The following is a 22,782-nucleotide window of genomic DNA, read 5'->3' as shown; positions in this document are numbered from 1 at the left end:
CAGGCTCCAGTCCGGCCGGCCCCCGGATTTCCTGGGCAAGCACCCCGGCGTTCCGGTTGACTCGCCCGGGCCGGGCAATTAATCTGCCGAACATCCGTTTCTTATTCGAACAGGAAGTAAAACCCTCCGGAAAACACAATCACCTCGACACCGGATCGAACCACTTAAAGGGCAGTCTGCCTATCCTGCAATTTTCTGCTCGGATGAAGCCAGGCCTTTCGGCGGCAAAGATGCAATTTCCACCGGCAACAGCCCTTGCCCGTAACAACGCAACATTCCATTTTTTCAATTACCCGGGTAATTACAGCGAAGCGCCATGCCTTCGCCGGGAAAGCGTACGCCCTCACGCCCACAATTCGCAGACCGACCAATCCGGCTTTCACCTTGACACCGACCCAATGAGCCGAACCGCCGCCGGGCATGCACAGCATGCGGACATTCCGTCCGGCACGGGAAATACCCCGGCTCCTGCCGGGAACCGGGAACTCCGGACTCACCGACCGTTCTCCCGGCTTTCCTAAAAAACTTTATCCGTCCCGCCTCGCGTCGCCCCCATGCGAGCAATCGTCCCCATACCGCCCGCCAAGAGCGGGGATGCCTTGTCGTGCACTGTTGCGAGCACACACAACCGACTGTATCACTGCACGATTTGCCGATCGGCATCCTACCCGGACGAGATACACTGAACAGACCGGATTTCACCCCGCAGCAAAATTCCCGATTTTTTCTTGGGACAAAACGCCCGGTCGTAACTCTACACAAATAGAAGAACATATGAATCATCAATATTGGGATTTAGTTAGAGAAGGAGACGAACAAGCCTTCAGAACACTGTACAGTTTGTACGAAGAAAGGCTATTCCGATATGGAATGGGAATAGCACATGACGAGGAATTGGTGAACAATGCTATTCAGACACTATTCACCTACCTCTTTGAGCGGCGAAAGAAAATCTCTGCTCCGGTTTCGCCGTATGCATATCTGGCCAGTTCCTTGCGCCGTCTGGTGATAAAAGAGATCGAAAAAAGAAGGAACAGCCACCTGTCGATAGACGAGGTACGCCATAAAGACTACAATTTCGAACTGGAAATCGACGCCGAAGCATCCATCGTCCGCGCGGAATGTTCCGAGCAGGCAATTCACCGGCTGCAAACGGCGCTCAACGGACTTACCAACATGCAACGCGAAATAATTTATTTGAAATATTACGAAGGCCTCGACAACAAGAGCATCGCCGAAGTAACAGGCTATGCGGACAAAACGATTCGCAACGTAGCTTCGACAGCCCTTGCACGGCTGCGGGAAGATAAAACACTGAACAAGATATATAATTAATCGTCCTTTCATTTTTTTACGGGCGTCAAAATATGGACAGAGAAGAAAAGGACATGGAACGTACGGATATGGATAAACTGTTGTCCAGAATCGTGTATAAGACTCCGACCAACCCACGCATGGAGGAGGTCGGGGAGATCCTGGCGCGCAAACGCTCGGACATTCGCCGGCACGAGACTTTCCGTCGCCGGCTGATCCGGTGGAGTATTGCGGCGAGTGTCGTTGCCGTCGCCCTGACCGGCGGGCTGATTCGTTTTTCGGCGGCGGAATTCGAAAGCGGCGACCAGGAACTGGCGTGCATACTGCCTGACGGCTCCCGGGTAATCGTCATGCCCGATTCCCGCCTGTCATACAACAAATTCGCCTGGACATTCCGCCGTCGTGCCGTATTGAGCGGCGAAGCGATATTCTCAGTCACACACGGCCGGCGCTTCAGCATCGCAACCCCCGCCGGCAAAGTCGCCGTACTGGGAACCCGGTTCCGGGTCTACCAGCAGGGAGAGGACCTGCTCGTGGAGTGCTACGAAGGCTCCGTGCGTGTGGAAGTTCCCGCCGGGAAACTGATCATGCAGGCCGGGCAGCAAGTCCTGAGCGACACGAGCGGAGTCGCCCTTTCGAACCTCGAAGCCCCGTTGCCGCCCCATATCCTGTTCGAGGCGGTTCCGCTGAAGGAGGTAATCCGGAATATCGAAACGATTTTCAGCGTCACCGTCTCCGGCAAAGAGCGGTACGGGGAGCTCGTATTCACCGGTTTCATCCTGACCTCGGACATGGACGAGACGCTCGAAGCGGTCTTCCGCTCGTGCGGCATCGACTACGAAGTGTCGGGAACCGAAATAAAACTAAAATAATGAAACGCATCGCATGCATCCTTGCGCTCATCATATCGTCGATATACGGACCGCTCCGGGCCGCACAGCCCGGCAACCTCACACAACTGCTGAACGAACTTTCACACCGTCATCAGGTTAAGATTGCATTCAGCCACATCGTGACCGATCGGGTTACGGTCCATGACGACTCTTTCGCCGGAGACATTCCGGCTGTCCTGGAACGCTGGCTCGCAGGAACCGGCCTGCGGTATAAGGACCTGGAGGGGAATTATTATATCTACCAGGCGCCGCAGCCGCCGGAAACGGCCATCCCCACCCCTGCGCCCGCAGCAAAGCGGCCGGAACCGGAACCCGCTCCGGCCCCCATCCCGGCAGTGCGTACGACAGCCCGGGCATCCATTCTTGCAACCCCCGTCACACTGCCCTCCGGCCTGCCGGAGGTTCCTTTCGTGCGGCCGGAGTCCATCCGGATTTCCATCCGGACCAATCTTCCCGCAAAGCCCCTGCCCGTGGCAAAATGGGCTGTGAAAACCAACCTGCTCTACGACGCGACCTCGACGTTCAACCTAGGCACGGAGTTCGCCGCAGGCCGGAAATGGACGCTCGACGTATCGGGCAATTATAACCCGTGGACCTTTTCCGAAAACCGGAAAATGAAACACTGGCTGGTGCAACCTGAAGCACGCTGGTGGAGTTGCACCCGTTTCTCGGGCCATTTCGTCGGCATCCATGCGCACGCCGGGGGTTACAACTGGGGCGGCATGCTGCCCTGGGGCTTCGGCTCGGGCAGGATGTTCGGTTCCATGGAAAACCCAAATATACAAAACCACCGTTACCAGGGCTGGCTGGCCGGCGCAGGCGTCAGCTACGGCTACCACTGGGTATTGGGCAACCGCTGGGGGCTCGAAGCCTCCCTTGGCGTCGGTTATGCCTACCTCGACTACGACAAATACCCGTGCGCACGATGCGGCCGGAAAATCGGCAGTGAAACGAAGCACTATTTCGGGCCCACCAAGGCCGCAATATCGCTGGTTTATATCCTCAGATAGGCCCCAGGAAGCCGAAAATAAAAAAATCCTGCTTTTTTTTGGGACAAAATCAAACGCCGCGTCTCTATTATTACGAAGACGCAACTCTCAACGAATCATCATACGACCGTTAGGCCGCTTTACAGGTATCCTGCGGCGGCTTACAACCAAGTAACACAATACACTCTGTGTATTGTGCTGCCGGATCGGAACGGGCATTCGGGAAAGTTCCCTGCCGCTTCGGAACGGGATCGAAACGCCCGGTGCTGTCGGGGAAAGTGCGTCAAAAACGACAGAAAAACTAAACTGGGAAAGATGAAAAAAGCATTTACGCTGATTCTTATGACGATATGCCTCGGAATACCGGGTTCATACGCTCAAAAGGCGGCCGTGAAGACCAACCTGCTCTACGACGCGACCTCGACATTCAACCTGGGCGCCGAGTTCGGCCTGGGCCGGAACTGGACACTCGATATCTCGGGCAACTACAACCCGTGGACTTTCTCGGAAAACCGCAAGATGAAGCACTGGCTCGTACAACCCGAGGTCCGCTGGTGGAGTTGTACCCGTTTCTCGGGCCATTTCGTGGGTCTCCACGCACTCGGCGGCGGTTACAACTGGGGCGGCATGCTGCCCTGGGGTTTCAACTCGGGCAAGATGTTCGGGTCCGTCAAAAACGAAAACATACTCGACCATCGCTATCAGGGCTGGCTGGCCGGCGCAGGTGTCAGCTACGGCTATCACTGGGTGCTGGGCAACCGCTGGGGGCTCGAAGCCACCCTTGGCATCGGTTACGCCTACCTCGATTACGACAAATACCCGTGTGCTAAATGCGGCCGGAAGATCGGCAGCGAATCGAAACACTATTTCGGACCCACTAAAGCAGGCATCACCCTGATATTCATGATCAAATAACAACCGAGACTACGCTATGAAGAGAATATATACGATTTTGTTTCCGGTTTGTCTGGGCCTCGCATGGCCGGCATCCGAAGGTGTGGCTCAGAACAGTCCGGTCCGCCAGGGCAGCATCACCGTACAGGTAAACGAACTTGCCCAGCGCGGCGACTCGCTCTACGTCGACATGGCCGTAACGACCCAGGGCCGCAGCGTTCCCTCGCGCATGAGTGCGGATTTTACGCCGGTGCTCGCCTCCGACGGGCAATCGCTCGCCCTGCCCGGAATTTCGGTCAAGGGTCGCAACAACTACAAGAATTACCGCCGTTCCCAGGCGCTGATGAGTGCCAAAGAGCGCAAAACCTACGCCCTCTCGGCGCCGTACAGCGTCATCCCCGACTATAAGGGCGACGGGCAGGTCGACTACCGGGTGGCGATCCCTTACGAACCGTGGATGTCTTCCGCGCGCCTGAATCTCCGGAAGGACGACTGCGGATGCGGACAATCCAGCGTCACCGACGTACGGGTGTTGGCCAGCCGGGTAACACTCGAAGAGGTGATCATCATCGAACGCTATTTGATCGCACCCCATCTCGCTTACATGCAGCCCGAAGCCGAAGCCGTGAAACGCCGCGCCGAACAGGGTGAAGCGTACCTCGACTTCGCCGTCGGAAAGGCCGCCATTAACCCCGATTTCGGACGCAACACGGCGGAACTTGAAAAAATCCGCCGGATGATCGGGCTCGTACACGACGACAAGAACATAACGATCAACCGTATTTCCATCGCGGGCTACGCCTCCCCCGAAGGTTCGCTGGCGGCAAACGAACGCCTCTCCGAGGCCCGCGCAAACGCCCTGCAAAGCTATCTGCAGGAGCGTTACCCCGACATTCCGAAGTCGCTCTATTCGGTCTACTTCGGGGGTGAAAACTGGGACGACCTGGTCAAAGCCCTCCAGCATTCCGACATGCCCGACAAACAGGCCGTACTCGACCTGATCGACCGCTATTCCGTCACCGCGGGCCGTGAATCGAAACTGATGGCCCTGAAGGGCGGCACGCCGTGGCGGTACATGCTCAAAGAGCTGTTCCCGGCATTGCGCAAGGTGACCGTCGCCATAGACTACGACATCAGGAACTTCAATATCGAAGAGGCGAAAGAGGTCGTAAAAACACGCCCGCAGAACCTGAGCCTGAACGAACTGTATTTGGTAGCCAACACCTACGAACCGGGTTCGGCAGATTTCAACAACCTGTTCGAGACCGCGGTGAGGCTCTACCCCGAAAATACGGTCGCGACCGTCAATGCGGCCGTCGCAGCCCTGGAACGGCGGGATTTCGTCGGCGCCGAACGGTATCTGCGGAGCGTAAAGTCCCCGGACCGGATTCCCGAATGCGACAATGCCTGGGGATTGCTGCTGATGCTGCGCGACCAGGATTACGACCGGGCGACACCCTACTTCGAAGCCGCCCGGGCGGCGGGTCTGGAAGCCGCGAAGCAAAACCTCGGGGAGATCGCCCGCCTGCGGGAGAACCTCGACCAAATCCGGGAAGCGGAACTGAAGAGCCGGAAGCATGGAAAATAGAAAAATCAAATATCAGACGCCTTATTAATTATTAAACAATTCAGTATTATGAAGATGAAAACTGTTTTTGCCGCTGCATTGGCGGCGATGGCCCTTGCTGCATGCAGCAAAGAAGCCGATTCGGGCGCTCCGGCCCCCGCCGCGAAGACCAACTTCGCAGTATCCCTCCCGGGCGACCTGGAGACGTATGCAGTCGAAGACCCGCAGGCTGCGGGCCAGATCACGCCCTACTACGACAATGTGACCGTTTATCTGGTCGATGCCGGTAATAATGCAGTGGGCTATGCCTGGACCGATGCCGAAATCAAGGCCCGGCAGAAGCGTTTCGAGCAGATCGTCGAGCCGGCTTTGGTCGGAGTCGTTGTCAATTCGGGCAGCGTGACGCTGCCGACGGGACCGATTTCGATGACAGACCTCGGTGCGATTTTGGAAATGCTGGCCGTAGCCGATCAGAACAAGCCGACCAAAACCCTTGCTAGCGAGGATGCCAAAGGTAATGCCGCAGGAGATTACCTTCCCATACAGCAGGTGATCCTCAGCGGCGAGCAGACGACTTTCACGACCGAAACTTCCGATGACGGCCATACGCTGAAAAAAGCCGCCGTGGAGCTCCAATCGCCGGCAGCTCGTTTCGAAGTGGGAACCGTAAAGCCGGGCACGGGTCTGGATGCGCTGACCGTCGAAGCCGTCTACATCAATAATTTCCACAATTACAGCGGCGGTTCCACCAACACGGCCTATACCGAAGCCTCCTGGCCGTCGACCTATGCTCCCTCGTGGGCGACCGACGCCTACAACGCGGCCGTAACCTCCTCGACCGGAACGAAGGCATATGCTTACCAGATATTTGCGAGCGCCCTGATTCCCCACATTATCTACAAGGTCAGCGGTACGGTTTCAGCCGGTTACAAACTCGCCGACGGTACGGGAGATGCGGATAACCCGACCCCTTTCACCGACAAATACATCACGGTAAAAGGCTTCAAAGAGGGCGGTGTCACTCTCAATTCTATCGCACCGCACAAGATCTATAAGATGGGCCTGGAGAACGGCGGTATCGAGATCACTCCCGACAAGATCACCGACAAGCCCGAGAAGAACAAAATGGACCTGATCGTGGCCATCACGGTTGCCGACTGGACGGTATCCAACGTTACTCCCGAATTCTAATTTTTATCAAATAGCCCCGAGGGAGGGGCTTTCCCCTCCCCCCCCCCCGGTTTTTATTGAACAATTTATGAAAAAATTGACGAAAAGCCTTTGCGCTCTGACCGCTCTGGCACTGCTGGCAGCCTGTAACAAGGAGGCCGACTCGGGCGCTCCGGCTCCCGCCGCGAAAACGAATTTCGAAGTATCCCTTCCGGGTGCTTTGGAAACCTACGCGGTCGAAGATCCGCAGGCCGCGGGCCAGATCACGCCCTACTACGACAATGTGACCGTTTATCTGGTCGACGCAGGTGAAAATGCAGTGGGCTATGCCTGGACCGACGCCGAAATCAAGGCCCGGCAGAAGCGTTTCGAGCAGATCGTGGAGCCGGCCGTAGTCGGAGTCTTTGTCAATTCGGGAAGCATCACGCTGCCGACGGGGCCGATCTCGCTCGCTGACCTCAACGTGATCATGCAAACGTTGGCGGTCGCCGATCAGAACAAGCCGGTTAAAACCCTTGCGGCCGAGGACGCCAAGGGCAATGCCGCCGGGGATTACCTCTCCGTGCAACAGGTAACGCTCTTGGGCGAACAGTCGACCTTTACGACCGAGACTTCCGACGACGGCCACACCCTGAAGAAGGCCGCCGTGGAACTCGAATCGTTGACGGGTCGCTTTGAAGTCGGCACTGTAAAACCCGGCACGGGTCTGGATGCGCTGACCGTCGAAGCTGTTTATATCAACAATTTCATCAACGATTACGGCAAATCTTCCGTCCAGAGTTTCACAGAAGCGACCTGGCCCGCGACCTACTCTCCCTCGTGGGCGACCGACGCCTACAACGCGGCCGTAACCTCCGTTGCGGGAACGAAAGCCTATGCTTACCAGGTGTTTGCGGGTATTATGATTCCCCACATCATCTACAAGGTGAGTGGTACGGTTTCAGCCGGTTACAAACTCGCCGACGGTACGGGCGACGCGGACACCCCGACCCCCTTTACCGGGAAATATATCACCGTGAAGGGCTATCGTGAAAACGGTTCACTGATTTCGCACGCCGACGGCCATAAGATTTACAAGATGGGGCTGGAAAACGGCGGTATCGAAATCACACCCGACAAGATCACCGACAATCCCGAAAAAACGAAGATCGACCTGATCGTAGCCATCACGGTGGCCAATTGGTCGGTAGCCAACGTCACCCCAGAAATTTAAGTTTTGCTGAATTGTCCGGAGGGGGTATTCCTTCCCCTCCGGATTTACTCCAAAAAAGTTACACATGAAAAAATTATCGAAAACCCTTTGTGCCCTGACCGCTCTGGCACTGGTGGCGGCCTGCAACAAGGACGCCGATTCGGGAGCTCCGGCTCCCGCCGCAAAAACGAATTTCGAAGTATCCCTTCCGGGTGCTTTGGAAACCTACGCGGTCGAAGATCCGCAGGCCGCAGGCCAGATCACGCCCTATTACGACAATGTGGTCGTTTATCTGGTCGATGCCGGTGAAAATGCAGTGGGCTATGCCTGGACGGATGCCGAAATCAAGGCCCGACAGAAACGTTTCGAGCAGATCGTCGAGCCGACTTTGGTCGGAGTCTTTGTAAACTCGGGAAGCATCACGCTGCCGACGGGGCCGATTTCGCTCGTTGAACTCAATGGGTTCGTACAGAGGCTGGCTGTCGCCGATCAGAACAAGCCGGTTAAAACCCTTGCCGTTGCCGATTCCAAAGGCAATGCCGCCGGAGATTACCTCTCCGTGCAGCAGGTGACCCTCATGGGCCAGCAGACGACCTTCACGACCGAGACTTCCGACGACGGCCACACCCTGAAGAAGGCCGCCGTGGAACTCGAATCATTGGTGGCGCGCATTGAGGCCGGCACTGTAAAGGCCGGTACGGGTCTGGATGCGCTGACGGTCGAAGCTGTTTATATCAACAATTTCAACAACGATTACGCCAGATCTTCCGAACAGTGTTTTACCGAAACTACCTGGCCCGCGACCTACTCTCCCTCGTGGGCGACCGACGCCTACAATGCGTCCGTGACCTCCGTAGCCGGAACGAAAGCCTATGCTTACCAAGCCTTTACCAGCGCTCTCATTCCCCATATCATCTACAAGGTCAGCGGTACGGTTTCGGCCGGTTACAAACTCGCCGACGGCACGGGAGATGCGGATAATCCGACTCCCTTCACGGACAAGTACATCACGGTAAAGGGCTTGATGGAAAACGGCATCCCTCTCCGTAGAATCTATAACCACACGATTTATAAAATGGGTCTGGAGAACGGCGGTATCGAGATCACACCCGACAAGATCACCGACAATCCCGAGAAGACGAAGATCGACCTGATCGTGGCCGTCACGGTCGCTGACTGGACGGTTTCCAACGTCACTCCTGAATTTTAAGTTTTACCGAATTATCCGGAGGGGCTTCCCTCCGGTCTTTACCCCAAGAAGCAACACATGAAAAAATTGACGAAAAGCCTTTGCGCTCTGACCGCTCTGGCACTGCTGGCGGCCTGCAACAAGGACGCTGATTCGGGAGCTCCGGCTCCCGCCGCAAAAACGAATTTCGAAGTATCCCTTCCGGGTGCTTTGGAAACCTACGCGGTCGAAGACCCGCAGGCCGCGGGCCAGATCACACCGTTCTACAACAACGTTGCGGTTTATCTGGCGGATGCCGGCGGCAATGTGACGTACTACGCCTGGACCGACGCCGAAATCAAGGCCCGGCAGAAGCGTTTCGAGCAAATAACGGAACCCGCGCAGGTACTCGTTGTCGTGAATTCGGGAAGCGTCGTCCTGCCGACAGGAACCGTTCCGGTCAGCGAGCTCACGGCCGCGATGATGAAAAGCAGCGTGGCAGACCAGAACCAGACTGCCAAAACCCTTGCGACCGAGGATGCCAAAGGCAATGCGGCCGGCACTTACAACTCCGTGCAGCAGGTGATGCTCGCTGGCGACCAGTCCGTCTTCACAACGGAAACGGCTGATGACGGACACACGCTGAAGAAGGCCGCCGTGGAACTCAGCTCGATAGTATCCCGCTTTGAGATAGGAACCGTGAAAAAAGGGACGGGACTGGATGCGCTGACCGTCGAGGCCGTTTACGTCAACAATTTCCTGAACTTCAACGGCGGCATCTACAATAGCACCCTCCAGAACTACAACGAAATCACCTGGCCCGCAACGTTCACCCCCGCATGGGCGACCGACGCCTACAATGCGGCCGTGACCTCCGTATCCGGCACGAAAGCTTATGCTTATCAGGTTTTCAGCGGCTACGTGGTTCCACATATCATTTACAAGGTGAGCGGTACGGTTTCAGCCGGTTATAAACTCTCCGACGGCACGGGCGACGCGGATAACCCGACTCCCTTTACCGGAAAGTACATCACGGTAAAAGGCTTCCGCGAAAGCGGCACGCTGCTCTCATCTACCGCGCCCCACAAGATCTACAAAATGGGACTGGAAAACGGCGGTATCGAAATCACGCCCGATAAGATCACCGACAAGCCCGAGAAGGACAAGATGGACCTGATCGTGGCCATCACGGTCGCCGACTGGACCGCATCGAACGTAACCCCCGAAATTTAAGTTTTATCGAATCATCCCGGAGGGGAGGCTCGTCTTCCCCTCCGGTTTTTACCCCAAAAACGTTATCCATGAAAATTTTGTCGAAAACCCTTTTTGCCGCAGCCGCGTTCTTCCTGTCCGCAGGCTGTATTAACGAGGATATGAGCGACTGTCCGCCCCCGTTCAACACGGAACTTACGTTCAGCTATTCCGGCGACAGCCAGGATCCGGCGATGTTCTCCCGGGCGATCGACGGAGTGACGCTTTTCGTTTTCGACAGGACGGACGGACAGCAAATCCTGCAGAAAACCATTGCAAAAGCCGATCTGAACCGATTTCAGGGGACGCAGCTTTACCTGCCTGCAGGCGATTACAGGATCGTCTGCTGGGGCAATGCCTTCGGCGACACGGAGATACTTTCCAGTTCCCTTTCCCAGGGCCGCATCCATGCGCCTGCATACGGCGCACAAACCAAAATCCCCACGAACGATCACCTTTACCACGGGGATTATAACATAACGGTTCCGGCAGCCGACAAAATGCCGGACAAAGTGACGGGCGACATTCCCTTCCGGGGCGCACACATCGACATGGAAATTCATGTGAAGAACTTCGGGCAATCTGCCGACCCTGCGACATGGCCGGTTCTTGAAATCGGGAATCTGATGCCCCAGTACGACATGCAGATGAACGCCGTGCAGCCTTTCGGCACGACCTACCATCCCACCGTGGCGTGGAATACCCAACGGAAGGTCATGACCTCGGTCTTCCAGGTATTGCGTTTCGACGACGACAATCCGGTGACGGTCACCGTACGCGAACCCGACAACACGGTCAAAGCAACGATCGACCTGCGGCAATACATGGCCGACAACGGCATCTCCGTCGACGACAAACACGAAGCGGCGGTACGCATGCTGATCGAGTTCACCGACCTGGGCATATCCATTACGATTCCCGACTGGAGCGCCATCGGGACAGAGCCCGAAATTTAGGGCGCCGGTGCGATTGGAAAACGATAAAGAGCAATTGAGCGATGAAAAAATATAACATATTCGGAAAATGGGTCATTGTGTTCCTGCTGGCGGCAGGCCTGGGCGGTTGCATCAAGGACAACGCTTCGGCAGGCGACGACAAGACGGTGGACATGGTGCTTTCGCTGGATACCTATGCGGGCAGTTCCGATCCGAATGCCTCGGCGAACGAAGTCGCGGTCAAATCGGCACGGGTCTATATTTTCAATGAAAGCGGCGTACTCGAGAATCCCGGCCAAACCAGCGTGCCGCTGACTCCCTCGGGAGAGGTCACGGACGGCTCCGACAGGCTCAACCGCACATGGCGTGTCACGGTAGGCAAAAAAGATATCTATGTACTGCTCAATGCCGGGCGCATCCTGCGCAGCGGCACGGCCATCGACCTCGCCTCCTACAATCCCTATTCGAAAGCGGAACTGGATGCGCTGATGACCGATCCGACCACCTTTGCAACGGATTTCCCCGCAGCAGGAAGTGCCGGAATGCTGATGAGCGGCAAACTGGGTACGACCGTCTCGACCGCCACTTCGACGGTTTCGATCCCTGTGGAACGCCGTTATGCACGTATCGACCTGAGTCTGCGTCGCAAAGCCGGCCTCGCAGGGGCTGCCGTCATCGTCAAAAAAACGACGTTTAAAAATCGCCGCGAAAAGGCGCACGCCTTCGCCCCGGCAACCGAAAACACGGGCGCGGATGTCATTTACCAGAACACCCACGGAAACGTAACCGTAGGCGCGAGTACGACGGAATACACCGCCGTAACGTCATTCTATACCCTGCCGCGTACCGGAGCGTCGAAAGCCGCCTGCCTGGAACTGGCAATCGCCATCGACGGCAAGGACTATACGCTGCCCGTCTATATCAACAGCGGAGCACTCGGCGGCAATACGGGCAACGACGAAAATCTGCCGCTGGACATCACGGCGAACAAAGTCTACAAAATCGATGTGTCGCTCGACCGGCAGAGCGTCACGGTCGCAATGGACATTCTCGAATGGGACGAGGAGCCGGTAAACGGCAATATCCAAGGATCGTCGCTGATCGTGGACTCGGTCGTTTTCGTCCGTGCGGGCCGCGAAACGCTCATTCCCGTACAGAGCAAGGCCGATTCGATCTATGCAAAGCTCTCCGATGCAGCCGTTACGGCAGGATATTCGCTGACGGACGCCGATGCCGACGGAGTGCTGGGCATCAAAATCACCGACGGTAAAACCGGGATTCCCGTCACGGGTCCGGCCGCCTATCCCGTCGGATCCCAATACAACATGACGGTCATAGCCGGCAACATCCGCCGCAATGCACTGCTTCAGGTCGACGGAATCCCCGTACTGGAGGTGGCCGACAAGGTCGTCGAATTCGGTTATACGGGCGACACCAAGCCTTATCGGGTATCGAGTTACGTGGACCTCGGCGACGATGCCGGCACAAAGGTCCCGGTAGCGTGGACGGCGGAGTTTTCGATCGACGAAGGCAAGAACTGGACGACATCGAAACCCGCATGGCTGACACAGTTCACCGACACGCATGCCGGCAGCACGACCCCGGCGTCGTTCGACGCACAGATCGTGGCCGCAACCGGAGTCGTCACGTCGGCGCCCCGGGAAGCCCTGCAGGCTGCTGCTCCGGAGAGCGATTTGGACCTTTCGATGACGAAGGGGAGTCGCAATACGGCCAACTGTTACGTGGTCAATGCCTCGGGAACCTATACGCTTCCGCTGGTTTACGGAAATGCCCTCAGGGACGGAGATCCCAACACGGCGGCCTATACCTCGACGAAGAGCGGAACGGACGTCCTGACCGGGTTTGTCAACCACCTGGGCGACGCGATCAGCGAACCGTATATCTACGACAATCCGGGCTGCACGCCCGCCGACGCCTGCCTTGTCTGGCAGGATGCCGAGGGGCTGGTACAGAACGTCTCGCTGACAGCCGACAAGCAGAATATTTCGTTCGAAGTGCCCCGCGAGACCATTCGGCAGGGCAACGCCATCGTCGCCGTGCGCGACGCTTCGGGCTTGATCATGTGGAGCTGGCATATCTGGGTGACGGATTACGTGCTCGACAGCGATGTGCGGACCGTGACGACTGTCTATTCCGTCGGCTACGACTTCATGCCCGTCAACCTGGGCTGGTGCGACGGTCCGACGACCGTTTATGAAAGCCGCCGCGTGTCGGTAAGGCTTACACAGGCCGGAACCGGGCAGACCGCCCTCTTTACACTCGACCAACCGGCGGCTACGGTCGTCGATCCGGGGAACAACACCTACTACCAATGGGGCCGCAAGGATCCGATGCTTCCCGGAATATTCAAGGCCGGATCGTACGTCGCGGACGACAAGAGCTGCTATACCGACAGCGACAAGCCCGGTTATGCGTTCAACAGCAGCGATTTGTACTCAAGCGATATAAGCGAGTGGATCAAAGCTCCCTACTGCTTCAATACGAACGATTATATGGACATGAAATATTTCAACCTGTGGAACGCCGATAATACGACGACGGATGTCAACAACGATACGGTCGTCAAGACAGTCTACGATCCGTCGCCGGTCGGGTATTGCCTGCCGCCGGTGAACGCCTTTACGGGAACGACCGCTTATGGCAGCATGACAAGCGGGGAGAGTGCTTACGGATACATGTTCAATTCTCCGTACGCCTCTTCCGCCGACTATGACGCCAATAACGGGTGGGTGTTCTATTGCAACAGAATGGCCGACAGGGGCATTTACGATCCCGCCGGCGGAACGATTTACTTCCCGGCGATGGGCTTCCGCGGCTCTTCGGGCGTGTTCGGCTCCGGCAGCGGCCGCTATTGGACGGGCACTGCGATAAGTACGGACACCAGCGGCAACTTCTCGTTCAGTTCGTACCAGATCGATCCCCGTATCGACTCCAATCGTTACTCCGGGATGCCTGTCCGCCCCATCCGGGAACAATAAAATTTTTGAATTACGGAGCTATGAAGAAGATACTTATATACGGTTTTTATCTGTTGGCGGCCGCCGTGCTGACGAGCGGCTGCATCAAGGACGAAGCAGCGGCTCCCGCTGCCGCGTCCGGCGACAGGCTGGTCCTCCGGATGCCCGATGCGCAGAAGGTGGCCGTCACCCGTGCCGCGACCGAAGCGGAATGCAAAATCAACAGCCTCATCCTGCTGGTTTACCGCAATGAAGCGCTCGTTCATAAACAGGCATACGCAGCAGCGGCCGTTACCGGCAACGGCACGGCGCAGCCCTCCGTCGAACTGAACTGCAAGCTGCGGGCGGGCGACAAGGTCTACGTCGTGGCGAATTATCCGGCGTCGGTCGGAACTTCGCTGCAGGGACTCGGGACGGGAGCTGCCGAGAGCGCTCTTTCGGCGCTGCTCGTATACGACAATCCCGTTTATGATGCGGCCATGGCGGCTTCCGACCCGCAGCCGATGTACGGCTCCGTCGTCTGGTCGGCCGGATCGAATAGCTGCACGCTGGTGCGTTCGCTGGCCAAGGTGACGGTGGAGTTGGGCAATTCCGGCATTTTCGCCGGGAAGACCGTGAAGTACACGCTGGCGGGAGCTCCCCGAAAAACAAGCATGGAGGTCGTCTACGAACAGGATGCCGACCGATACGAAATTCCGAATGCCGGCGCAATCGGCGGAACCTGGAGTACAGCCGTCGATGCGGACGGTATGACCGCCCTGAGTGCGGTGAATTACTGCGCCCCCTATCCGCTTTCGACCGTCGTCGCCGGGGAGGATCTGGACGAGAACACATTCGACAAGAGACGTACGGCGTTGATTCTGCGCCTCACCGCGTCCGGCACGGAAGAGTATTACCGCCTTGATTTTTCGCGGCAGCTCTCTTCGACATCCATTACCGGCGACGCCTCGAACGAATATCTGGACATTCGTCCCAACACGCACTACACGTTCCGCATCGAGCGTGTGAACAACAGCGGTTACGGTTCCGCCGCCGAAGCCTGGGCGAATCCCGGCGGCAATATCGAATATACGGTTACGGTGTCGGGCGACGGATGGAAGAGTTTCACGAGCAACGGCCAGTATCTGGTCAAGACCGACCGGGATACGACGATGGTGGTGAACGGTGTTTCCACGCCTGCCGATCTGATGAAATTTGCAGTCCAGATGCCGGATGCCGGCCAGAAGCCGGGCGACGAGCTTCCGGGCTCGGTCGAGACGCGCACCGTGGCGCTCGTCGGAGCCGACAGAAAGACCCCCATTCCCACTACGGAGTTACAGATGTGCCTGGAAGACGGTACGCCCGTGGCGGACAACATACTCGACTTCTCGGGCATGACGATTCCTGCCGAAGGTTACCGGCTCAAATACATTTCTGGGAAATTCCTGCCCTCGTCAGCGGTGTATGCCAAAGTCCGTTACGGCAATATCGAGCACTTCGTACCGCTTCTGCTGGTTCGGTTCGACATGCAGATTTATACGAAATCGTTTACCTATGAAGGGAAGAGCGGCAATTACATGTCGACCCACAGCTATTCTTACGATGCTGCGGCCAATCGTTATGTCCCCTGCCCCTGGAAGGCGGAGTTTTCGACCGACGGCGGAGTGACCTGGACGACCGAGAGACCGGAGATGCTTCCGGATTTCCAGACCTCGGGCCCCGGCTCGCTTCCCGGGAACCTCACGGAGTTCCCGAATTCCTATCCTTTTTCCGTCGCCGCACAGCTTCCGGTCGAAGTCAGTGCGCACAACGACAACCTGCGTACCGCGAGGCCCGAGACGGATTACGACCTTTCGACCAAAGGCGGCCGGGAGGCGATGAACACGGCCAACTGCTATGTGGTCAACGCTCCGGGAACCTATACGTTCCCATTGGTCTACGGCAATGCGATCAAGGACGGGTCGCCGAACACGACGGCCTACACGTCGTCTGCGACCGGCACGTATGCGCTGAAGAAATTCGTCACACACCTGAATACGGATATTTCCAATCCGTATATCTACAATAACTCGGGTTGTACGCCCGCCGACGCCTGTCTCGTCTGGCAGGATGCCCCGGACCTGGTGCAGCGCATCGCCCTCGACATCGATAAACGGAATATGACGTTCGAAGTCCCGGTGGAGACCATCCGGCAAGGCAATGCCATCGTCGCCGTGCGCGACGCTTCCGGCCGGATCATGTGGAGCTGGCACATCTGGGTGACGGACTACGTGTCGGGCAGCGACCTGAAAACCGTGACCAACCGGCAGAACTATCAATACGACTTCATGCCGTTCTATCTGGGCTGGTGCGACAGCTCCATCGTCACCTATCCCGAACGCAGTGTGCAGGTGCGTTTTACGCAGGAGTGCACCGGAATGAGTTCTGCTGACGTACTCGTCCAAACGGATTATTCATATGCCCGTTCCGGGAACAACCCCTACTACCAATGGGGCCGTAAGGACCCCATGCTGCCGTGGTCGGGGCTGCGCTCTCCGATCGATAAGGATTGTCATACCGATCCCGACAAGACCGGCTATGCGTTCGACCGCATCGTAGGCCGGGTCACGATCGGAGAATCCATACAGCTTCCGTACATGCTCTATTGCGGAACCACTTCGCCGATGGATTGGTGCTCGACCACCTATTACAACCTGTGGAGTGCCAATAACGTGTCGACGACCGCCAATGACACGAAAGTCGTCAAGACGGTTTACGATCCGTCGCCTGCCGGCTTTTGTATTCCGCCGCCCAATGCCTTCTCCGGCTTTACGACGACACAAGCCGGTTCGGAAAACCCTTCGGACTTCAATGTGAAGGGAGACTATGATGAGGGATGGAATTTTTACTGCGGCCTGAACAAGACCGGAGATACCATCTTTTTCCCGGCTTCGGGCTATCGCAACAACTCGTCGGGTTCGATAATGGGCATCGTCAGCTTCCCCGGAGTTTCGTGCTTGGCGGCGACTGCGCGCGATACGCAGACAGGAAGCGCCATGTATTTTACTCCGTCGAGTATCTATCCGGTGGCGGGAGCCACCCGCAACATGAGCTATGCGGTACGGCCTGTCCGGGAAAAATAAGTTTTTCGAGCGACCTTTTCATGAAAGTCATACGATCCATATTCGTGATTTTGCCGCTGACCGTACTGCTCGGCTCCTGCATCCAGGAAGAGTATGCAGGCCCGGACCCGGACCTGCCCACGCGGACGATCGTCGTCTACCTGGGCGGCGACAGCAACCTCTCGGACGAGACGGCGCGCAAGGTCGAGGCCCTGCGGCAGGGATGGACCTACACCGGCAACAAATGCCTGATCTATCAGGATTCCCGCGACGGAGCGCGGTTGCTGCGCCTGCGCGGAGGCTGCCGGGTTACACCCACGCCCTATGTGGAAACCGTGCGCGAATACGGCGTCGAGAACTCGGCCTCTCCAGAGACTTTCGCCCGCGTGCTTCGGGAGGTGGCACGGGAATATCCCGCCGACAGCTATGGAATGATCTTCTTCTCGCACGCCAGCGGCTGGCTGCCGTCGGGGACGCTGCAAAGGCCCCGCAACCAGTCCCGTTCGATCGGGGTGGATGACGGCGGAACAGCACGCAGCGAAATGGAGCTTGCAGACTTCGCCGCGGCCATTCCCGACGGAATGTTCGATTTCATCGTCTTCGAAACCTGTCTCACGGCGGGCGTCGAGGTCGCCTGCGAACTGCGCGGCAAAGCAGACTACCTGCTTGCATCCTCCGCCGAAATCGTTTCGCCTGGCTTCACGCCGGTTTATCCGGCGGCGCTGCGACTGCTATGCAACACGGCGGAAGAGGTGCAGACGGCCCTCAGTGCCTTCGGACAGGCTTACATGGATTATGTTTCAATAAATTATACGGGAGTCCGTCGTTCGGCGACACTGAGCCTTATCGACACCCGAGAAATATCCCTATTAGCTGTCCGGATGCACGGAACGCTCCCCGCCTATCCCGTCGGGACGTCCGATCTAACCCGTCTTCAACATTTCGATCGTCCGGGCAGCTATGGGGATTCTCCGGCGCTGCCGCGCTACTTCGACCTGGACGAATGGGCCGAAACGCGCCTCACTCCGGAGGATTACCCGGATTTCCGGACACAGTTGAACCGCACGGTGGTATGGAAAGCGTCGACAGAAACATTCATGGACGGCCAAAACGGCTTTGCGGTCCACCGCCACTCGGGTCTCACGACCTATGTCGAACAGGAAGCTTTCCCGGCCCTGAACGAAGCCTACCGCCGACTATCCTGGTACACAGCCCTACAAGGAATATAACCGCCCGAATAACAATGAAACCTACGCCCGAGCAGTCCCGTCCGGTAAAAAATCACCGCCGCGCAGCGGTCCCGCCACCGATCCGGAAAGGCCTCGGCGTTTCTGTCCGCCTGCTGCTCGTCGTACCGCTTACGGCCTGCATGCTTGCGGCATTTCTCCTCTGTCTGCCGCTCTCGTTAATCGATCTGGCGCGCAGGCACTCGTAATCCCCTGATTCTATCATAGTTCAAACAACACCCCAAAAGTCGGATACGAGACTTTTGGGGTGTTCTTCGTCGGGACGGCCCGCGTTCGGGAGTGCCCGGACACCGCCGTCGTGCCGGACCGGCCTTCCGCCAAGCGCCTGCGCAAGCCGCTCCGGGTCGGTTGCCGGTCCCCGGGCCGGGCCGCTAAATATAGTCGATCCGGACCTCGTCGGGCAGAGCCAGAATCTTGTTTTGCAGGATCGCCTCGTCGCCCAGCAGGCAGAAAATCGACGCATAGTAAGCCTCTTCGAGGACGTTGGGCGGCTGCGTGTTGGTAAGGATGCTGTGGCAGAAGGACTGGAGCATTTCGAGCGAACCGTCGCTCCCGACCGCTTCCGGCATAATGGCAATGCCCGGATCGGCCGAAGCGGCCTCCGCCGACCAACTCGTGCCTGCAAAAACCGAGTTGCTGAAAATACCCTGCTCGATCTCCCCGACCAGTTGGCGGATGCCGCTCCTTTTACGGGGACTCTCGGCATAGAGGCGACCGTTGGCCAGGTCGACGGTTCCCTCCTTGCAGAGAATCTGCTCGCCCATGCCGAAATGCTTGTTGGCGATCACCGATTCGAAGGTCATGTTGACCCCGTTGGGGAATGTGTAGATGGTGCTGACGCTGTCGAACACCTCGCGGCCGTCCTTCCAGTAGACGATATTGCCCGTACCCATGACCTGGGTAGGAAGCATTCCCATGGCCCACGTTCCGTTCTGCAACTGGTGGCAGGCCAACTCGGTCATCAGCCCGCGGGAGTATTCGCGGTAAAGGCGCCAGTTGATGTGCCGTTCCAGTTCGGGCGAAGGAACCTTCCGCCGCCAGTCGTTGTTGCGATACCAGTAGTTGCGGACATTCACCACGGGACCGAGCTCGCCCTTGCGCACCGATTCCATGATCCGGATATACTTGGGATCGAACAACCGCTGCTGTCCCACGAAAAAGATCTTCCCCGACGCCCGGCCCTGCCGGTACATGTCGAGACACTCCTCCATGGTATAGGCCATGGCCTTCTCGCAAAGCACGTGCTTCCCCGCCCCGAAGGCGTCGAGCGCCACCCGGTGATGCAGGTGCAGCGGCACGGCGATGATGACGGCATCGACCTCCGGATCCTCCAACAGGCGGCGGTGGTCGTCGTAACGCTTCGCCCCGGGAGCGATCCCCGACGCCTGGTCGAGGTTGTGCGCATAGTTGTCGCAAAGGGCCGTGATCTCGGCATTGACGACCGACAGCAGGTTGCGCATGTGGTACTGCCCGCGTGAACCGGTTCCGATGATGCCGAAGCGCACACGGCCGCCCTTGATCTCGTCCTGCCCGGCCGCAGTACACCCTTTCAGCCAGGGAACGGCCGACAGCGCAATCCCGGCGGCGCCCAGCGTGCCGATTCGTTTCATAAATTCTCTTCTATCCATGATTCCGTATCTTGCTTTATTTCCGTGTAGCTATACCCTTCAAATTCCGCAACGATCCCCTGCCTCGCCCCGCGGGGTGCGGCGTAAAGCGCCGTGGATACTATTTCGCAGACAAAGGCCGAGCGGCCCTCGACCGCAATGACGCCGCCTTCGGACACCATCCGGCGGTTCGTCGGGTCGACGATGTGCGCCTGCCCGTCGGGCCGCAGCCCCGAAAACGAGAGCGAAGTCTCCCTGAGGCGGAACGTTCCCCCGCCGGCCGTCGCCGCGACCTGCCAGCAATCCCCGAAAGGATGCGAACCGACGGCTGTCACGGAGCTGTCCCCGAAGTTGACGAGGGCACTCCCGACGCCGGCGTCGGTCAGCAGTTTCTTCACCCGGTCGAGCGCATAACCTTTGCCGAAGCCGCCCGCGTCGAGCACGACGCCGTCTCCGGCCAACGTGACGCTCCGCGTAACGGGATCGAGCCGGTAGGCCGGGGCGTTTCCGCGCTCCGAAAGGGCTGCGATGTCGAAATAACCGCCCGTACTCTTGCGGAACACCTCGCAGAGTTGCAGGATGACGAAGGTCTCTTCGTCGAGTGCAACCGCTTCCCGCCCCTGCGAAGCATTGATCTTCGCAAAAACGCTCCCGTCGTCGTGCCGGTTCAGCTTCGCGCCGAGCGTTTCCACGAGCCGCTCTATTTCCCCGGACAGCCGCCGGGCCTCGGGTTCGCCGACTCCCGCCAGCACCGCCTCCAGGACAGTATGCATCGCCTCAAACGTAGCATAAGCCACCGGGGCCTGCGGATTTTTGGCGCTGTAAACAAATTCCATGGTCTACTTCCTGCGCCAAAACAACCGCACGACCAGCCGGACCAGCCACACGAGCAGGTAGAACACTGCGGCGACGCACACGACATATCCGATCTGCGAGAACAGTTCGGACCAATGCGTGCGGTAGCGGACGATGGCGAAGACGTTGACCAGGCAGGCGGCCACGAAACAGCCGAGGATCAAGCCGAGTTCCAGCCGTTTCGCCCGCGCCGTTATTACGGTATCTTTCATTGATTGCATGATTTAAACCGAACGCCATCCGGCCGCCAAAGCAGCCGGATGGCACAACCGGTTACAGTTTGTAGAACTCCTCCCAGCCGCGGCGGGGAACAGCGCCCCAGAGCAGTTGGTTGGCCAGCGGATTGTTGGTGATCTGCTTCGTTTCGCGGTCGAAGAGAATCTTTTCGCCGGTCCACTGGCTCACGACGCCCAGGCAGAAGACCTGGCTCAGCGGCCCCGAAACCGAGAAAGGCGAGCGGGTATGCTCCTTGCCCATGACCGACAACAGGAAGTTGGCATAGTGGTTCGACGTGGTTTTGGGAACCTCGGGAAGCCTTCCGGCCATCTCCTTCGCCCGCTCTTCGGGGATGATCGAGAGCGTGCTCGCATGCGAACCGCCCTTGAAGGTCAGCGTCTCGGAATAAATTTCCTTGCCCGGATTGAGTTTCGCAGGCTGGATCTTGCCGCCGGCGACCGTCGGGATGTTCGGATCGAGCTCCGACACGCCGTAGCCGTCGGGCACGGAGGGAATATTGTCCAGACCGTCGTACCACGTAATGTCCAGGGCAGGCATCTGCCGGCGCTCGGGGAAGCGGAAGACCAGCGTGGACGACATGGGATAGAAGAAGGGATTGTGTCCCTTGAGGTAGGTGGGATTGACCTCCGTGGGAAGGCCCAGTTCGAGGAACTCGTGCACCGTGTCGAGAATATGCGCGCCCCAGTCGCCCAGCACTCCCATGCCGAAATCGTACCAGCAGCGCCACTGCCCCTTGTGGTAGTCGTGGTTGTAAGCGTGTTCGTGCGCCGCGCAGAGCCATGTCTCCCAATCCAGTGTCCCCGGAACGGGTTCGGCCTGCGGGTAGCTCGTCATCTTAGGGTCCCAGCCGTGCCAGCGGCGCGGGTTGTTCATGTGGGCCGTAACGGCCGTAACGTCCTTGATGATCCCGGCGTCCTTCCACGCCTTGAACTGGAAATAGTTGGCTTCAGAGTGCCCCTGATTGCCCATCTGGGTCACAACGCCGTATTTCTTCTCGGCTTCCATCAGCAGTTCGCACTCGTAGAACGTGCGGGCCAGCGGTTTCTCCACATAAACATGGATGCCCTCGCGCATGGCCGCCATGCAGATGGGGAAATGGCTGTGGTCGGGCGTCGCCACCATGACGGCGTCGATCCTGCCGGACATCTCGTCGAACAGTTTGCGGAAATCGCGGTATTTCGGCACACCGGGGAACATGGCCTCGATCTCCTGCGTATGTTTGGCGCCCATGTCCACATCGCAGAGGGCCACGACGTTGCAAAGACCTGTCTTATGAAGTTCTTTCGCCACCTCGGCGCCGCGGTTGCCGATTCCGATCAACGCGATGCCGACCTTTTCGTTAGCCCCTACCACCTTCGGCGGGGCCATTTTTTTGGTTCCGTTCCCGGTATTGCCGCCCATGAGC

Annotated in this window: 17 protein-coding genes; 13 read left to right on the top strand and 4 right to left on the bottom strand. The window is 58.0% G+C overall.

Translation table 11 applies throughout. The annotated features are described in order from the left end of the window. Positions 1 to 420: 420 nt before the first annotated feature. From KG007_RS14090 to KG007_RS12590, 13 genes are all read left to right on the top strand, one after another. Complete coding sequence (locus KG007_RS14090) at positions 421 to 1,335, top strand: RNA polymerase sigma factor (RefSeq protein WP_317194944.1); 915 nt, start codon at positions 421 to 423, stop codon at positions 1,333 to 1,335. 32 nt (positions 1,336 to 1,367) lie between these two features. After that, positions 1,368 to 2,186: a FecR family protein gene (locus tag KG007_RS12645; RefSeq protein WP_249413352.1), complete on the top strand. Its 819-nt coding sequence runs from the start codon at positions 1,368 to 1,370 to the stop codon at positions 2,184 to 2,186. Further along, positions 2,186 to 3,217 (top strand): DUF3575 domain-containing protein, encoded by a 1,032-nt coding sequence (locus KG007_RS14005; protein ID WP_249413351.1) that lies wholly within the window; start codon positions 2,186 to 2,188, stop codon positions 3,215 to 3,217. The genes KG007_RS12645 and KG007_RS14005 overlap by 1 nt, the downstream gene beginning before the upstream one ends. A 294-nt stretch (positions 3,218 to 3,511) precedes the next feature. Continuing rightward, positions 3,512 to 4,111: a DUF3575 domain-containing protein gene (locus tag KG007_RS12635; RefSeq protein WP_213349300.1), complete on the top strand. Its 600-nt coding sequence runs from the start codon at positions 3,512 to 3,514 to the stop codon at positions 4,109 to 4,111. 16 nt (positions 4,112 to 4,127) lie between these two features. Next, entirely contained in the window at positions 4,128 to 5,678 is a 1,551-nt protein-coding gene (locus KG007_RS12630) for a DUF3868 domain-containing protein (RefSeq protein WP_213349298.1), read from the top strand. A 48-nt stretch (positions 5,679 to 5,726) separates the two neighbouring features. After that, positions 5,727 to 6,848, top strand: coding sequence for a hypothetical protein (locus KG007_RS12625; RefSeq protein WP_213349295.1), 1,122 nt, complete (start codon positions 5,727 to 5,729; stop codon positions 6,846 to 6,848). Between the two features lie 67 nt (positions 6,849 to 6,915). Then, positions 6,916 to 8,040 carry a hypothetical protein gene (locus KG007_RS12620; protein WP_249413350.1) on the top strand — a complete coding sequence of 375 codons (1,125 nt, stop codon included), beginning with the start codon at positions 6,916 to 6,918 and terminating at the stop codon, positions 8,038 to 8,040. Between the two features lie 64 nt (positions 8,041 to 8,104). Further along, positions 8,105 to 9,229, top strand: coding sequence for a hypothetical protein (locus KG007_RS12615; RefSeq protein ID WP_213349294.1), 1,125 nt, complete (start codon positions 8,105 to 8,107; stop codon positions 9,227 to 9,229). 57 nt (positions 9,230 to 9,286) lie between these two features. Continuing rightward, positions 9,287 to 10,420 (top strand): hypothetical protein, encoded by a 1,134-nt coding sequence (locus KG007_RS12610; RefSeq protein WP_249413349.1) that lies wholly within the window; start codon positions 9,287 to 9,289, stop codon positions 10,418 to 10,420. Between the two features lie 68 nt (positions 10,421 to 10,488). Beyond that, positions 10,489 to 11,394 (top strand): FimB/Mfa2 family fimbrial subunit, encoded by a 906-nt coding sequence (locus KG007_RS12605; RefSeq protein ID WP_213349291.1) that lies wholly within the window; start codon positions 10,489 to 10,491, stop codon positions 11,392 to 11,394. 41 nt (positions 11,395 to 11,435) lie between these two features. Continuing rightward, positions 11,436 to 14,372 (top strand): fimbrial protein, encoded by a 2,937-nt coding sequence (locus KG007_RS12600; protein ID WP_213349289.1) that lies wholly within the window; start codon positions 11,436 to 11,438, stop codon positions 14,370 to 14,372. Between the two features lie 20 nt (positions 14,373 to 14,392). Then, positions 14,393 to 17,452, top strand: a complete 3,060-nt coding sequence (locus tag KG007_RS12595) for a fimbrial protein (protein ID WP_213349286.1) — start codon at positions 14,393 to 14,395, stop codon at positions 17,450 to 17,452. Between the two features lie 20 nt (positions 17,453 to 17,472). Next, positions 17,473 to 18,660, top strand: a complete 1,188-nt coding sequence (locus KG007_RS12590; protein WP_213349283.1) for a clostripain-related cysteine peptidase — start codon at positions 17,473 to 17,475, stop codon at positions 18,658 to 18,660. Positions 18,661 to 19,049: 389 nt separating this feature from the next. On the opposite strand, the gene KG007_RS12585 is transcribed toward KG007_RS12590, so the two are convergent. The 4 genes from KG007_RS12585 to KG007_RS12570 all read right to left on the bottom strand — a co-directional run bounded on the left by KG007_RS12585 (position 19,050) and on the right by KG007_RS12570 (position 22,778). Then, the gene (locus KG007_RS12585; RefSeq protein WP_229095520.1) at positions 19,050 to 20,288 is read right to left on the bottom strand and encodes a Gfo/Idh/MocA family protein; all 1,239 of its coding nucleotides are present in this window, start codon (positions 20,286 to 20,288) and stop codon (positions 19,050 to 19,052) included. Further along, a complete protein-coding gene (locus tag KG007_RS12580) occupies positions 20,285 to 21,121 on the bottom strand; it encodes an FAD:protein FMN transferase (protein WP_213349281.1) in 837 nt (278 codons plus the stop codon). The genes KG007_RS12585 and KG007_RS12580 overlap by 4 nt, the downstream gene beginning before the upstream one ends. A gap of 3 nt (positions 21,122 to 21,124) precedes the next feature. Beyond that, the gene (locus tag KG007_RS12575) at positions 21,125 to 21,352 is read right to left on the bottom strand and encodes a hypothetical protein (protein WP_213349280.1); all 228 of its coding nucleotides are present in this window, start codon (positions 21,350 to 21,352) and stop codon (positions 21,125 to 21,127) included. A 61-nt stretch (positions 21,353 to 21,413) separates the two neighbouring features. Next, complete coding sequence (locus KG007_RS12570; RefSeq protein ID WP_394369674.1) at positions 21,414 to 22,778, bottom strand: Gfo/Idh/MocA family oxidoreductase; 1,365 nt, start codon at positions 22,776 to 22,778, stop codon at positions 21,414 to 21,416. Between the last annotated feature and the right edge of the window lie 4 nt (positions 22,779 to 22,782).

Source organism: Alistipes montrealensis (genome assembly GCF_018362775.1).
In the GTDB taxonomy this organism is placed as follows: Bacteria; Bacteroidota; Bacteroidia; order Bacteroidales; family Rikenellaceae; genus Alistipes; species Alistipes montrealensis.
The sequence above is the reverse complement of the archived record's forward strand: the minus strand, read 5'-3'. Positions and strand labels throughout refer to the sequence as shown.

Bases quoted from the DNA above. Each gene is read 5' to 3' on its own strand.
- KG007_RS12600 (WP_213349289.1), top strand. From the start codon at position 11,436: ATGAAAAAATATAACATATTCGGAAAATGGGTCATTGTGTTCCTGCTG.
- KG007_RS12585 (WP_229095520.1), bottom strand. From the start codon at position 20,288: ATGAAACGAATCGGCACGCTGGGCGCCGCCGGGATTGCGCTGTCGGCC.
- KG007_RS12595 (WP_213349286.1), top strand. From the start codon at position 14,393: ATGAAGAAGATACTTATATACGGTTTTTATCTGTTGGCGGCCGCCGTG.
- KG007_RS12615 (WP_213349294.1), top strand. From the start codon at position 8,105: ATGAAAAAATTATCGAAAACCCTTTGTGCCCTGACCGCTCTGGCACTG.
- KG007_RS12605 (WP_213349291.1), top strand. From the start codon at position 10,489: ATGAAAATTTTGTCGAAAACCCTTTTTGCCGCAGCCGCGTTCTTCCTG.
- KG007_RS12625 (WP_213349295.1), top strand. From the start codon at position 5,727: ATGAAGATGAAAACTGTTTTTGCCGCTGCATTGGCGGCGATGGCCCTT.
- KG007_RS12580 (WP_213349281.1), bottom strand. From the start codon at position 21,121: ATGGAATTTGTTTACAGCGCCAAAAATCCGCAGGCCCCGGTGGCTTAT.
- KG007_RS12620 (WP_249413350.1), top strand. From the start codon at position 6,916: ATGAAAAAATTGACGAAAAGCCTTTGCGCTCTGACCGCTCTGGCACTG.
- KG007_RS14005 (WP_249413351.1), top strand. From the start codon at position 2,186: ATGAAACGCATCGCATGCATCCTTGCGCTCATCATATCGTCGATATAC.
- KG007_RS12590 (WP_213349283.1), top strand. From the start codon at position 17,473: ATGAAAGTCATACGATCCATATTCGTGATTTTGCCGCTGACCGTACTG.
- KG007_RS12575 (WP_213349280.1), bottom strand. From the start codon at position 21,352: ATGAAAGATACCGTAATAACGGCGCGGGCGAAACGGCTGGAACTCGGC.
- KG007_RS12635 (WP_213349300.1), top strand. From the start codon at position 3,512: ATGAAAAAAGCATTTACGCTGATTCTTATGACGATATGCCTCGGAATA.
- KG007_RS12645 (WP_249413352.1), top strand. From the start codon at position 1,368: ATGGACAGAGAAGAAAAGGACATGGAACGTACGGATATGGATAAACTG.
- KG007_RS12570 (WP_394369674.1), bottom strand. From the start codon at position 22,778: ATGGGCGGCAATACCGGGAACGGAACCAAAAAAATGGCCCCGCCGAAG.
- KG007_RS12630 (WP_213349298.1), top strand. From the start codon at position 4,128: ATGAAGAGAATATATACGATTTTGTTTCCGGTTTGTCTGGGCCTCGCA.
- KG007_RS12610 (WP_249413349.1), top strand. From the start codon at position 9,287: ATGAAAAAATTGACGAAAAGCCTTTGCGCTCTGACCGCTCTGGCACTG.
- KG007_RS14090 (WP_317194944.1), top strand. From the start codon at position 421: ATGCACAGCATGCGGACATTCCGTCCGGCACGGGAAATACCCCGGCTC.